This is a genomic window from Pseudomonas sp. RC4D1 (genome assembly GCF_018390395.1).
GTDB lineage: Bacteria > Pseudomonadota > Gammaproteobacteria > Pseudomonadales > Pseudomonadaceae > Aquipseudomonas > Aquipseudomonas danubii.
The window spans coordinates 484,006-496,524 of the sequence record NZ_JAHBAW010000003.1 but is presented as its reverse complement, the minus strand read 5'-3'; the positions used below and the strand labels follow the sequence as shown (position 1 = coordinate 496,524).

At 64.2% G+C, this 12,519-nt stretch carries 10 protein-coding genes; 8 read left to right on the top strand and 2 right to left on the bottom strand.

From position 1 onward, the window contains the following. The first annotated feature begins 73 nt into the window (after positions 1-73). Complete coding sequence (gene dapF / locus KHO49_RS27275) at positions 74-868, top strand: diaminopimelate epimerase (protein WP_213666180.1); 795 nt, start codon at positions 74-76, stop codon at positions 866-868. A gap of 6 nt (positions 869-874) precedes the next feature. Here the strand turns inward: dapF and KHO49_RS27270 are convergent, their stop codons facing one another. Beyond that, complete coding sequence (locus KHO49_RS27270; RefSeq protein ID WP_102879794.1) at positions 875-2,359, bottom strand: DASS family sodium-coupled anion symporter; 1,485 nt, start codon at positions 2,357-2,359, stop codon at positions 875-877. A gap of 244 nt (positions 2,360-2,603) precedes the next feature. Here KHO49_RS27270 and KHO49_RS27265 point away from each other — a divergent pair, with 244 nt between their 5' ends. Both KHO49_RS27265 and KHO49_RS27260 read left to right on the top strand, forming a co-directional pair. After that, positions 2,604-4,226, top strand: a complete 1,623-nt coding sequence (locus KHO49_RS27265; protein WP_213666179.1) for a methyl-accepting chemotaxis protein — start codon at positions 2,604-2,606, stop codon at positions 4,224-4,226. 133 nt (positions 4,227-4,359) lie between these two features. Next, the gene (locus KHO49_RS27260) at positions 4,360-5,562 is read left to right on the top strand and encodes a cyclic di-GMP phosphodiesterase (protein ID WP_110595761.1); all 1,203 of its coding nucleotides are present in this window, start codon (positions 4,360-4,362) and stop codon (positions 5,560-5,562) included. 3 nt (positions 5,563-5,565) lie between these two features. Here KHO49_RS27260 and bkdR read toward each other — a convergent pair whose 3' ends face one another. After that, positions 5,566-6,054, bottom strand: a complete 489-nt coding sequence (gene bkdR, locus KHO49_RS27255) for a Bkd operon transcriptional regulator BkdR (RefSeq protein ID WP_060838848.1) — start codon at positions 6,052-6,054, stop codon at positions 5,566-5,568. 196 nt (positions 6,055-6,250) lie between these two features. On the opposite strand from bkdR, the gene KHO49_RS27250 reads away from it, so the two are divergent. The 5 genes from KHO49_RS27250 (at position 6,251) to KHO49_RS27230 (ending at position 12,497) form a co-directional block, all read left to right on the top strand. Further along, a complete protein-coding gene (locus KHO49_RS27250) occupies positions 6,251-7,486 on the top strand; it encodes a 3-methyl-2-oxobutanoate dehydrogenase (2-methylpropanoyl-transferring) subunit alpha (RefSeq protein WP_102864402.1) in 1,236 nt (411 codons plus the stop codon). Position 7,487: 1 nt separating this feature from the next. Next, complete coding sequence (locus KHO49_RS27245; protein WP_047303847.1) at positions 7,488-8,546, top strand: alpha-ketoacid dehydrogenase subunit beta; 1,059 nt, start codon at positions 7,488-7,490, stop codon at positions 8,544-8,546. After that, a complete protein-coding gene (locus KHO49_RS27240; protein WP_213666178.1) occupies positions 8,547-9,845 on the top strand; it encodes a dihydrolipoamide acetyltransferase family protein in 1,299 nt (432 codons plus the stop codon). Between the two features lie 17 nt (positions 9,846-9,862). Then, on the top strand, positions 9,863-11,254 hold the full coding sequence (gene lpdA / locus KHO49_RS27235) for a dihydrolipoyl dehydrogenase (protein ID WP_213666177.1): 1,392 nt from the start codon (positions 9,863-9,865) through the stop codon (positions 11,252-11,254). Between the two features lie 223 nt (positions 11,255-11,477). Next, positions 11,478-12,497 (top strand): branched-chain amino acid aminotransferase, encoded by a 1,020-nt coding sequence (locus KHO49_RS27230; protein ID WP_015635266.1) that lies wholly within the window; start codon positions 11,478-11,480, stop codon positions 12,495-12,497. Positions 12,498-12,519: the final 22 nt, after the last annotated feature.

The window sequence follows — 12,519 nt, the reverse complement described above, 5'->3', positions numbered from 1 at the left end:
GTTTTTTCGCAATCCTGCCCTCGCTGGCGCCCGTCGAAGCGGGCGCCGCCTGCCCTCGCCCATCGGAGCTCGCATGCCGCTGAACTTTGTCAAGATGCACGCCAATGGCGACGACTTCGTGCTGATCGATGCCCGTGGCCGCGACAACCCGATCACCCGCGAGCTGGCCAAGGCCCTGGGCGATCGCCGACGCGGCATTGGTTTCAATCAGTTGGTGGTGCTCGGCGATTGCCACGAGAGCGCGGCGCAACTGACCTTCTTCAACGCCGATGGTTCCAGCCTGAACACCTGCGGCAGCGCCACCCGCGGCGCCGCCGACCTGCTGATGGAGGAAAGCGGTGCCACCTCGGTGCAGCTGACAACCGCCCGCGGCCTGCAGCACTGCCTGCGTCTTGAGGATCAGTCGGTGTCCGTGGAAATGGGCCGACCATCGTTCGACTGGCGGGACGTCCCCCTGGCCCGAGAGCTGGACAGCCTGCACCTGCCGCTGCCAGGAACACCGGCGGCATGCAGCATGGGCAACCCCCATTGCAGTTTTTTCGTCGACGATCTGGAGCAACTGGACGTTGCCGCCCTGGGTCCCACGATCGAGAGCGACCCGCTGTTTCCACACAAGACCAATGTGCACTTCATCCAGGTGATCGACCGCCAGACCATCCGCCTGCGCATCTGGGAGCGCCATGGCGCCATCCCCCTGGGCTCCGGTTCCTGCTCCTGCGCGGCGGCGGTCAATGGCATCCGTCGCGGCTTGCTCGACAGCCCGGTGCGGGTGCTGTGCGACGGCGGGCCGGTGACAGTGAGCTGGGACGGCCAGGGCAAGGTGCGCCTGGCCGGCAGCGTGACCCGGGTGTTCAGCGGGTCACTGTGAAGGGCTCTACATCCAGCCCAGCCATTTCCACCAGGTCATGGCGAACACCAGCATCAACAGGTAGCCGATCAGCGTCACCAGCAGCCCGACCTTGGCGAACTGCCGGGCGTTGAAGGTCTCGGTACCCAGGCAGACCATGTTCTGCGGCGCGTTGATCGGCAGGATGAAACCGTAGCTGACGACAAAGCCCAGGAGCATGGTCATGCCCAGGCGGCTGAACTCGCCCGGCAGGGTTTGCAGCACGGCAATCAGGATCGGCAGCAAGGCCGAGGTCAGGGCCGTGGCACTGGCGAACCCCAGATGAATGAGGATCAGGAACGCCGCGAGAATCGCGAACACCGCCAAAGGCCCGACCTGGTCCAGGCCGGTGTGGGCCACCACCTGCCCGCCCAGCCATTGCCCGGCCTGGGTGCTGAGCAGCGCCGAGCCGAGGCTGATGCCGACCCCGAAGACGATCACCGTGCCCCAGGGAATGCGCGACTGCACGTCCTTCCAGGTCATGATGCCGATCCGCGGCAGCAGCAGGATCACCAGCCCGGCGTAGGTGGTGGTCGTGGTGTCGAAGGGGTGCAGCTTGCCTTCGGTGGACCAGGCCAAAAGCAGCAGCAGCGACACCGCCAGCAGGCGCTTCTGCGGCCCGGTCATGGGCCCGATGTCCACCAGGGACTGGGCCACCGCTTCCTTGCCGCCGGGGATGCTGTCGGTTTCCGGCGGCAGCAGTTTCAGCACCAGCCACAGCAGCACCAGGGACATGATCAGCGCCCAGGGCGCCCCGGCGATCAGCCAGTCGAGCCAGGCCACGCGCTGGCCGAGCATCTTGTCCATGAAGCCCACGGTCAGCAGGTTCTGCGCCGCGGCGGTCTGGATACCGACGTTCCAGATGCTGGTGCCCTGGGCGACCACGATCATCAGCCCGGCGGCGATATTGGAGCGCTTGTCGACGCCGAACGCGGCGATCACCCCCATCATGATCGGCACCACGCAGGCACTGCGGGCCGTGGCGCTGGGCACCAGCAGGCTGAGCAGGATGGTCACGGCAATGGCACCGATGAGGATGCGCCGGGTGCTGGTGCCGACCCGGGTCAGGGTCACCAGGGCGATGCGCCGGTCGAGGCCGGTGTGGGTCATGGCGGCGGCGATGAACAAGGCACCGGCCACCAGGGCCAGGGCCGAATTGGAGAACCCGGTCAGCGCCAGGCTGATGGCCGCCGAGCTGCCATAGACCTGGGTCGGGTCCTGCAGGGTCGGCGCGGTGCCAATCAGGAACGCCATCAGTGCGGTGATCATGATCGCGCTGGCCTCGTAGGACACCGCTTCGCTGATCCACACCACCACCGCGAAGGCGAGGATCGCCAGCATCCGCTGGCCGGCCACCGGCAGGTCGGCGGGCAGTGGCAGAAACAGCACCCCGATCATGGCCAGCACGGCGATCAGCAATCCAATCGGTAGTACTGCCTTGGCCGCGGGCGCCGTTGTCAGAGGCGTAGTCATGGGCCTTTTCCTTTGCAATTGGAGAGGCGCCAAGCTTGCTACAAAACCGCCAAAAGCGCGTTGATAAAGGTCAAGCCGCGGGGTTGCCCGCCCTTGCGGCGACGCTAGGTTGAAGCCCGCTGGACGCAAAGAAATATTTTTACATCCCTACAGATTTTTCATCTCTTTGGAGTCACAGTGCTATCAGGGCGACAAGGAGTCGAAAAGAAACTGGCGGTATCACTCCAACCTGCAAGGTGCCTGTATGGTGACAAGAAACTTGAAACTGACGTCCAGGGCGCTCCTGAGTTTTGGCGCTATCTGTGTGCTAGTGGTCGGTCTGGGGGGACTGGCGCTGTGGAGAATGGGACAGATTCACGATGCTGCACTGGACCTGCGAAACAATTGGCTGCCCAGCGTCAGGCAAGCCACGAAAATCGAATCCTCCACCTTGCGTGTGCGCCTGGAGGCCCTGCACTACGCCACTGAAAGCGAAGCCCAGAAAGGCGCATCCCTGGACAAGCTGGGTAGCCTGAAAGCCACCCTGGCCCAGGCCATCAAGGACTACGAGCCACTGGTGTCCAGCGCCGAAGAGAAAACCGCCTTTGATCAGGTCAAGCGCGGCGCCCAGGACTACCTGGACAAGCTGGCGGTGCTGATCGATGCCAGCAAGACCCACACCGCGCAGCAGAGCAGTGACTACATCAATCAGGTCACGGTGCCCCTGGCCAATGCCTTGCAAAGCGCCATCGAAGCCCTGATCGCGATCAACGAGAGCGGTGCCGCGCACTCGGCGACCCTGGCCGACCATCAGTTCGACAGTGGCCTGACCCTGACCTCGCTGATCATCGTCCTGGCGATTGTCCTGACCGTGCTCATCGCCACCCTGTTCACCCGCAGCATCACCCGCCCGGTGCAATCGCTGCTGGCCACCACGCGCAAAATCGCCGAGGGCGACCTGCGAACCCAAGTGGAAGTCAGCGGCCAGGACGAACTCACCGACCTGCAGAAATCCACCCAGTCCATGCTCGACAACCTGAAGTCGACCATCCGCCAAATTGCCGATTCCTCGACCCAGCTGGCCTCTGCCGCCGAGGAAATGAGCGCCATTACCCGCGAGTCCAACGCCGGCATCCAGCAACAGAGCATGGAGACCGATCAGGCCGCCACCGCGGTCAACGAAATGACCGCCGCGGTGGAAGAAGTGGCGCGCAACGCGGTGTCCGCCTCGCAGTCGACCCAGGAATCCGAGCGTTCCGCCGGGCTGGGCAAGGAGCGGGTCGAGCAGACCATCCACTCCATCGAAAAACTCACCGGCACCGTGGAAAACACCCGGGTGGAAATGGCCGGCCTGGCCCAGCAGGCCCAGGGCATCAGCAAGGTCCTGGACGTGATCCGCGCCATTGCCGAGCAGACCAACCTGCTGGCCCTCAACGCGGCCATCGAGGCTGCCCGGGCCGGCGAGCAAGGCCGCGGCTTTGCTGTAGTGGCCGATGAAGTGCGGGCCCTGGCCCACCGCACCCAGCTCTCGACCCAGGAGATCGAGCAGATGATCCAGGGCGTCCAGAACGGTTCGAGCAAGGCCATGCTGTCGATGCAGCAAAGCAGCGAGGATGCCAGCCAGACCCTGGCCATCGCCCATGAGGCCGGCGCCGCCATCGGCCATATCGCCCAGGCCATCAGCGAGATCAACGAACGCAACCTGATGATCGCCACCGCCTCGGAGGAACAGGCCCAGGTGGCGCGCTCGGTGGACCAGAACCTGATGAGCATCCGCGACTTGTCGCTGCAAAGCTCGTCCGCCGCCAGCCAGACGTCCATTGCCAGCAGTGAACTGTCGTCCCTGGCGGTGAGCCTGAACAAACTGGTGGCACGCTTCTCCCTGTGAGACGGGCCCAGGCCCGGTAAGACGTCAGGTAGAGAAAAGCGCTGGCGCTGTTAGCCGGCCATCCGGCTCCTACACGGGTCTGTAGGAGCCAGATGGCCGGCAATGGCCGACGGCCTGAAAGGGAGTGTTGTTGATGCTGAAACTGATTTCGATCCATCAGTTGCAGATGGGCATGTACATCCATCAGTTCTGTGGCTCCTGGCTGGACCACTCTTTCTGGAAGGCTGGCTTTGTTCTTGACAGCCATGCCGACCTGCAACGCCTGCGAAGCTCCAACCTCAGCAGCCTGTGGATCGACACCAGCAAAGGTGGCGACCTGCCCGAGGCCAGTGCAACCGCCACGCCGGACCTGCCGCCGACCGCACAGCCGGCCACCGCTGCCACGCCCCGGGCCAGCATGGATGAGGAAGTGCAGCGCGCCCTAAAGCTCTGCGCCTACTCGCGCAAGGCGGTGACGGCGATGTTCCAGGAAGTGCGCATGGGCCAGGCCCTGGAGATGCAGCAAGCCGAAGATCTGGTGCTGCAGATCGGCCAGTCGCTGCTGCGTCATCCCGATGCGCTGATCAGTCTGGCGCGGCTCAAGAACGCCGATGACTACACCTACATGCATTCAGTGGCGGTCTGTGCGCTGATGCTGGCCACCGCGCGGCAATTGGGCTTGTCGGAGGACTATATCCGCCTGGCAGGCATTGCCGGATTGCTGCATGACGTGGGCAAGCTGACCATCCCCGACAGCATTCTCAATAAGCCGCAAAAGCTCTCGGACACTGAGTTCGAACGGGTCAAGCTGCACCCCGAAGCCGGTGGCGCGATCCTGCGTCAAAGCCCCGATGTGGATGCGCTGGTTCTGGATGTGTGCCTGCATCACCACGAAAAGGCCGACGGCTCCGGCTATCCGCACCGCCTGGCCGGAAACCAGATCAGCCTGTTCGCGCAGATGGGCGCGGTCTGCGATGTGTACGACGCGGTGACCTCCAATCGGCCCTACAACCGTGGCTGGGACCCGGCCGAAGCGATCCAGCGCATGTCCACCTGGAAAGGTCATTTCGATCAGCGGGTGTTCCAGGCCTTCGTCAAGAGCGTGGGCATCTACCCCGTTGGGGCCCTGGTGCGCCTGAAGAGCGGGCGCCTGGCGGTGGTGATCGAACAAAACCCCAAGTCGTTGCTGACGCCCAAGGTCCGGGTGTTCTTCTCCACCCGCTCCAACCTGCCCCTGGAACAGAACGTGGTCGACCTGGCCAAGATCCACGGCCAGGATCGCATCGTCGCTCGCGAAGCCCCGGAAGACTGGGAGTTCAAGAACCTGGATCGGCTCTGGAGCGGAGTCCCCGCCTGACCCTCAGGTGCCCAGGGTCAGGCCGTTGGCCGGCAGTGGCAGCGCGGTCTTGTAGCGCACCTGCTTGAGGGCGAAGCTGGAGCGGATATTGGCCACCCCGGGCACCTTGGTCAGAAAGTCCATCATGAAGCGTTCCAGGGACTGGATGGTGGGCACCAGCACGCGGATCAGGTAATCCGGGTCGCCGGCCATCAGGTAGCACTCCATGACTTCCGGGCGGTCGGCGATGGCCTCTTCGAAGTGCTGCAAGGCCTCTTCCACCTGCTTCTCCAGGCTGACGTGAATGAACACGTTGACGTGCAGCCCCAACAGGTCGGCATCCAGCAGGGTCACCTGCTCGCGGATCAACCCCAGCTCCTCCATGGCCTTGACCCGGTTGAAGCACGGCGTGGGCGAAAGGTTCACCGAACGGGCGAGGTCGGCGTTGGTGATGCGAGCATTCTCCTGAAGACTGTTGAGAATGCCGATGTCGGTACGATCCAGTTTGCGCATGAGACAAAACAACCTGTTTTTTATGTTTATGCAGATTTTTTATCTGCAAATAACTTCCAGCGCAATGAAACAGAGATAAATATTCTTCTACGCCCGGCCTATGATGTTTGTAGGACAAGATTTCCCTTACCCAGGGAATGACTGTCAGCTAGCGCGCCCAATTACAAGAAATCCACAAGATCGAGCGTAGAAAGCCATGACCACAGCGTATGCACCGCTACGCCTGCACGTTCCCGAACCCTCGGGCCGTCCCGGCTGCAAGACCGACTTCACCTACCTGCGTCTGAACGACGCCGGCCTGGCTCGCAAACCTCCCATCGATATCGAACCTGCCGACTGCGCCGACCTGGCCCGCGGCCTGATCCGTGTGCTCGACGATCAGGGCAACGCCCTGGGCGACTGGGCCGACGACGTGCCGCTGGAGATCCTGCGCAAGGGCATGCGCGCCATGCTCAAGACGCGGATCTTCGACAACCGCATGGTGGTCGCCCAGCGCCAGAAGAAGATGTCCTTCTACATGCAGAGCCTGGGCGAAGAAGCCATCGGCAGCGCCCAGGCCCTGGCCCTGAACATCGACGACATGTGCTTCCCCACCTACCGCCAGCAAAGCATCCTGATGGCCCGGGAAGTGCCGCTGGTGGAAATGATCTGCCAACTGCTGTCCAACGAGCGCGATCCGCTCAAGGGACGCCAGCTGCCAATCATGTACTCAGTGAAGGAATCCGGGTTCTTCACCATCTCCGGCAACCTGGCGACCCAGTTCGTGCAGGGCGTGGGCTGGGGCATGGCCTCGGCCATCAAGGGCGATACCAAGATCGCCTCGGCCTGGATCGGCGACGGCGCCACCGCCGAATCGGACTTCCACACCGCCCTGACCTTCGCCCACGTGTATCGCGCGCCGGTGATCCTCAACGTGGTCAATAACCAGTGGGCAATCTCCACCTTCCAGGCCATTGCCGGCGGTGAAGCCACCACCTTCGCCGGACGCGGCGTGGGCTGCGGCATCGCTTCCCTGCGGGTCGACGGCAACGATTTCATCGCGGTCTACGCCGCCTCGCGCTGGGCCGCCGAACGCGCCCGGCGCAACCTCGGCCCGACCCTGATCGAGTGGGTCACCTACCGCGCCGGCCCGCACTCCACTTCCGACGACCCGTCGAAGTACCGTCCGGCCGACGACTGGAGCCACTTCCCCCTGGGCGATCCGATTGCCCGTCTCAAGCAGCACCTGATCAAGATCGGCCAGTGGTCCGAAGAGGAACACGCCGCAGTCAGTGCCGAGCTCGAAGCCCAGGTCATCGCCGCGCAGAAGGAAGCCGAGCAGTACGGCACCCTCGCCGGCGGCCAGATTCCCAGCGCCGCGACCATGTTCGAGGACGTCTACAAGGACATGCCCGAGCACCTGAAACGTCAACGCCAGGAACTGGGGGTCTGACATGAACGATCACAACAACAATATCCAGCTGGAAACCGCCATGACCACCACCACCATGACCATGATCCAGGCCCTGCGCTCGGCCATGGATGTGATGCTCGAGCGTGACGACAACGTGGTGGTGTTCGGCCAGGACGTCGGTTACTTCGGCGGCGTGTTCCGCTGCACCGAGGGCCTGCAGGCCAAGTACGGCACCTCGCGGGTGTTCGACGCACCGATCTCGGAAAGCGGCATCGTCGGCGCGGCCATCGGCATGGGCGCCTACGGCCTGCGCCCGGTGGCGGAAATCCAGTTCGCCGACTACGTCTACCCAGCCTCGGACCAGATCATTTCCGAAGCCGCGCGCCTGCGTTATCGCTCCGCCGGCCAGTTCACCGCGCCCATGACCCTGCGCATGCCCTGCGGTGGCGGCATCTACGGCGGCCAGACCCACAGCCAGAGCATCGAGGCGATGTTCACCCAGGTGTGCGGCCTGCGCACCGTGATGCCGTCCAACCCCTACGACGCCAAGGGCCTGCTGATCGCCTCCATCGAAAACGATGACCCGGTGATCTTTCTCGAACCCAAGCGCCTGTACAACGGCCCGTTCGATGGCCACCACGACCGCCCGGTGACTCCGTGGTCGAAACACCCGGCGGCCCAGGTGCCGGACGGCTACTACAAGGTGCCGCTGGATGTGGCAGCCATCGCCCGCCCAGGCAAGGACGTCACCGTCCTCACCTACGGCACCACCGTCTATGTGTCGCAAGTGGCGGCCGAGGAAACCGGCATCGACGCCGAGGTCATCGACCTGCGCAGCCTGTGGCCGCTGGACCTGGACACCATCGTCAAGTCGGTGAAAAAGACCGGCCGTTGCGTGGTGGTGCACGAAGCCACCCGTACCTGCGGTTTCGGCGCCGAGCTGGTGTCGCTGGTGCAGGAACACTGCTTCCACCACCTGGAAGCCCCGATCGAGCGCGTCACCGGTTGGGATACGCCGTATCCCCACGCGCAGGAGTGGGCATATTTCCCAGGGCCGTCCCGAGTGGGCGCGGCGCTGCAACGGGTCATGGAGGTCTGAATGGGCACGCACGTTATCAAGATGCCGGACATCGGCGAAGGCATCGCGGAAGTTGAACTGGCGCAGTGGCACGTAAAAGTCGGCGACCAGGTGGTTGAAGACCAGGTCCTGGCGGACGTGATGACCGACAAGGCGATGGTGGACATTCCCTCGCCAGTGCACGGCACGGTCATTTCCCTGGGCGGCGAACCCGGTGAAGTGATGGCGGTGGGCAGCATCCTCATCAGCATCGAAGTCGAAGGCGCGGGCAACCTCAAGGAGTCCGCCCAGGCCGCCGCGCCGGCGCAACAAGCGCCGGCAGCTATTAATAAGCCGACTGCCGCGCCAGTGGTCGAAGCACCGAAGGTGGAAAAAGCCGTCGTCAGCCAGGCCGCCTGCCGCGCCGCGCCCCAGGCGCCAGTGGCCCGGGAAGCCGACGAGCGTCCGCTGGCCTCGCCGGCGGTGCGCAAGCACGCCCTGGACCTGGGCATCCAGCTGCGTCTGGTGCAAGGCAGTGGCCCCGCTGGGCGCATCCTGCACGAAGACCTGGACGCCTACCTGGCCCAGGACAGCCAGCCGCTCAAGGGCTACTCGGCGCCGGGCACAGGCTATGCCGAACGCCACGACGAAGAGCAGATCCAGGTCATTGGCATGCGCCGCAAGATCGCCCAGCGCATGCAGGAATCCAAGCACCGCGCCGCGCACTTCAGCTATGTCGAGGAAGTGGACGTCACCGCCCTGGAAGAGCTGCGCATCCACCTCAATGAAAAGCACGGCGCCACTCGCGGCAAGCTGACCCTGCTGCCGTTCCTGGTGCGGGCCATGGTCGTCGCCCTGCGCGACTTCCCGCAGATCAACGCGCGTTACGACGATGAAGCCCAGGTCATCACCCGCCACGGCGCGGTGCATGTCGGGGTCGCCACCCAGAGCGACGTCGGCCTGATGGTGCCGGTGGTGCGTCACGCCGAAGCCCGCAGCCTGTGGGGCAACGCCGAGGAAATCTCGCGCCTGGCCAAGGCCGCCCGCAGTGGCAAGGCAGCCCGGGATGAACTGTCCGGTTCCACCATCACCCTCACCAGCCTCGGCGCCCTGGGCGGGATCGTCAGCACCCCGGTGCTGAACCTGCCGGAAGTGGCGATTGTCGGGGTCAACCGCATCGTCGAACGGCCGATGGTGATCAAGGGCCAGATCGTGATCCGCAAGATGATGAACCTCTCCAGCTCCTTCGATCACCGGGTGGTCGACGGCATGGACGCTGCGCAATTCATCCAGGCCATTCGCGGCCTGCTCGAACAACCCGCCACGCTGTTTGTGGACTGACTTTCAGAGGAGCAGGCATGCAACAGACTCTCAATACCCAGCTGCTGATCATCGGCGGCGGTCCTGGTGGCTATGTGGCGGCGATCCGTGCCGGCCAGCTGGGCATTTCCACCATCCTGGTGGAAGGCCAGGCCCTGGGCGGTACCTGCCTGAACATCGGCTGCATCCCGTCCAAGGCGCTGATTCATGTCGCCGAGCAGTTCCACCAGACCCGCCACCACAGCCAGGGCTCGGCCCTGGGCATCGAAGTGGCGGCGCCGACCCTGAACATCGGCAAGAGCGTGGAATGGAAGGACGGCATCGTCGACCGCCTGACCACCGGGGTCGCCGCGCTGTTGAAGAAGAACAAGGTCCAGGTGATTCACGGCTGGGCCAAGGTCATCGACGGCAAGACCGTGGAGATCGAAGGCACCGATACCCGCATCCAGTGCGAGCACCTGCTGCTGGCCACCGGTTCGAAAAGCGTCAACCTGCCGATGCTGCCCATCGGCGGGCCGATCATCTCCTCCACCGAGGCCCTGGCACCCAAGACCTTGCCCAAGCGCCTGACCGTGGTCGGCGGCGGCTACATCGGCCTGGAACTGGGCATCGCCTACCGCAAGCTCGGGGTCGAGGTCAGTGTGGTCGAGGCCCAGGAACGCATCCTGCCGGCCTATGACGCGGAACTGACCCAGCCGGTGCTGGAATCGGTGAAGCAGTTGGGCATCAAGCTCTACCTCAAGCACAGCGTGCTGGGCTTTGATGCCGCCAGCAGCAGCCTGCAGGTGCGCGAGCCCAATGGCGACACCCTGAACCTGGCCACCGATCAGGTGCTGGTGGCCGTCGGTCGCAAACCCAACACCCAGGGCTGGAACCTGGAAAGCCTGAACCTGGACATGAACGGCGCGGCGATCAAGATCGACCACCGCTGCCAGACCAGCATGCGCAACGTCTGGGCCATCGGTGACCTCAGCGGCGAGCCGATGCTCGCCCACCGGGCCATGGCCCAGGGCGAGATGGTCGCCGAGCTGATCGCCGGCAAGCACCGCGAGTTCAACCCGGCGGCGATCCCGGCGGTGTGTTTCACCGACCCGGAACTGGTGGTGGTGGGCAAGACCCCGGACGAAGCCCGCGCTGCCGGCCTGGACTGCATCGTCAGCAGCTTCCCGTTCGCGGCCAATGGCCGGGCCATGACCCTGGAATCGAAAAGCGGTTTCGTGCGGGTGGTGGCCCGAAGTGACAATCACCTGATTGTCGGCTGGCAGGCGGTGGGAGTCGGTGTCTCCGAATTGTCCACGGCGTTCGGCCAATCCCTGGAAATGGGCGCGCGCCTGGAAGACATCGGCGGCACCATCCACGCCCACCCGACCCTGGGTGAAGCGGTCCAGGAAGCGGCGCTGCGGGCACTGGGGCACGCCCTGCACCTGTAAACACAACCTGTAGCTGCTGCCGCAGGCTGCGACAAGGTCCGCAGGACCTTCCGAGGGCCTCAAGAGCACGTCCTCTTCGAGGCCGATCGCAGCCTGCGGCAGCAGTTACAGGGTTCAATACGGGGATGCGGTAAGCCCCCGGAATGCAGTATTGTTGTGCCCATCCAAAAAAACGTCAGAAGCCTTAAGCCGTTCCGGCGGTTGTTAAGTGATAGAGGGTGTCATGGGTAACGAAAGCATCAATTGGGACAAGCTGGGTTTTGACTACATCAAGACAGACAAGCGCTATCTGTCGCACTGGCGTAACGGCGAGTGGGACGCGGGCACCCTGACCGAAGACAACGTGCTGCACATCAGCGAGGGCTCCACCGCCCTGCACTACGGTCAGCAATGCTTCGAAGGCCTCAAGGCCTACCGCTGCAAGGACGGCTCGATCAACCTGTTCCGTCCGGACCAGAACGCCGCGCGCATGCAGCGCAGCTGCGCCCGCCTGCTGATGCCGCAGGTGTCCACCGAACAGTTCATCGAAGCCTGCAAGGCCGTGGTCAAGGCTAACGAGCGTTTCATTCCGCCATACGGCACCGGCGGCGCGCTGTACCTGCGTCCGTTCGTGATCGGCGTCGGCGACAACATCGGCGTGCGCACCGCGCCGGAGTTCATCTTCTCGATCTTCGCCATCCCGGTCGGCGCCTACTTCAAGGGCGGCCTGACTCCGCACAACTTCCTGATCTCCAGCTACGACCGCGCCGCCCCACAAGGCACCGGCGCGGCCAAGGTCGGTGGCAACTACGCCGCCAGCCTGATGCCGGGCTCCCAGGCCAAGAAGGCCAGCTTCGCCGACTGCATTTACCTCGACCCGCTGACCCACAGCAAGATCGAGGAAGTCGGTTCGGCCAACTTCTTCGGCATCACCCACGACGACAAATTCGTCACCCCCAACTCGCCATCGGTACTACCGGGTATCACCCGCCTGTCGCTGATCGAGCTGGCCAAGACCCGCCTGGGCCTGGAAGTGGTCGAAGGCGACGTGTTCATCGACAAGCTCTCGGACTTCAAGGAAGCCGGTGCCTGCGGTACTGCCGCGGTGATCACGCCGATCGGCGGCATCCAGTACCAGGACAAGCTGCACGTGTTCTACAGCGAAAAAGACGTCGGCCCGATCACCCAGAAGCTCTACAAAGAGCTGACCGGCGTGCAGACCGGCGACGTGGAAGCGCCAGCGGGCTGGATCGTCAAGGTCTGATTCGCCCCCTGCTCTACCCCAG

What these genes read in the sequence shown, in the direction of transcription:
- KHO49_RS27265 (WP_213666179.1), top strand. Translation starts at nt 2,604, where the DNA reads ATGGTGACAAGAAACTTGAAACTGACGTCCAGGGCGCTCCTGAGTTTT.
- KHO49_RS27250 (WP_102864402.1), top strand. Translation starts at nt 6,251, where the DNA reads ATGACCACAGCGTATGCACCGCTACGCCTGCACGTTCCCGAACCCTCG.
- KHO49_RS27270 (WP_102879794.1), bottom strand. Translation starts at nt 2,359, where the DNA reads ATGACTACGCCTCTGACAACGGCGCCCGCGGCCAAGGCAGTACTACCG.
- bkdR (WP_060838848.1), bottom strand. Translation starts at nt 6,054, where the DNA reads ATGCGCAAACTGGATCGTACCGACATCGGCATTCTCAACAGTCTTCAG.
- KHO49_RS27240 (WP_213666178.1), top strand. Translation starts at nt 8,547, where the DNA reads ATGGGCACGCACGTTATCAAGATGCCGGACATCGGCGAAGGCATCGCG.
- dapF (WP_213666180.1), top strand. Translation starts at nt 74, where the DNA reads ATGCCGCTGAACTTTGTCAAGATGCACGCCAATGGCGACGACTTCGTG.
- lpdA (WP_213666177.1), top strand. Translation starts at nt 9,863, where the DNA reads ATGCAACAGACTCTCAATACCCAGCTGCTGATCATCGGCGGCGGTCCT.
- KHO49_RS27230 (WP_015635266.1), top strand. Translation starts at nt 11,478, where the DNA reads ATGGGTAACGAAAGCATCAATTGGGACAAGCTGGGTTTTGACTACATC.
- KHO49_RS27245 (WP_047303847.1), top strand. Translation starts at nt 7,488, where the DNA reads ATGAACGATCACAACAACAATATCCAGCTGGAAACCGCCATGACCACC.
- KHO49_RS27260 (WP_110595761.1), top strand. Translation starts at nt 4,360, where the DNA reads ATGCTGAAACTGATTTCGATCCATCAGTTGCAGATGGGCATGTACATC.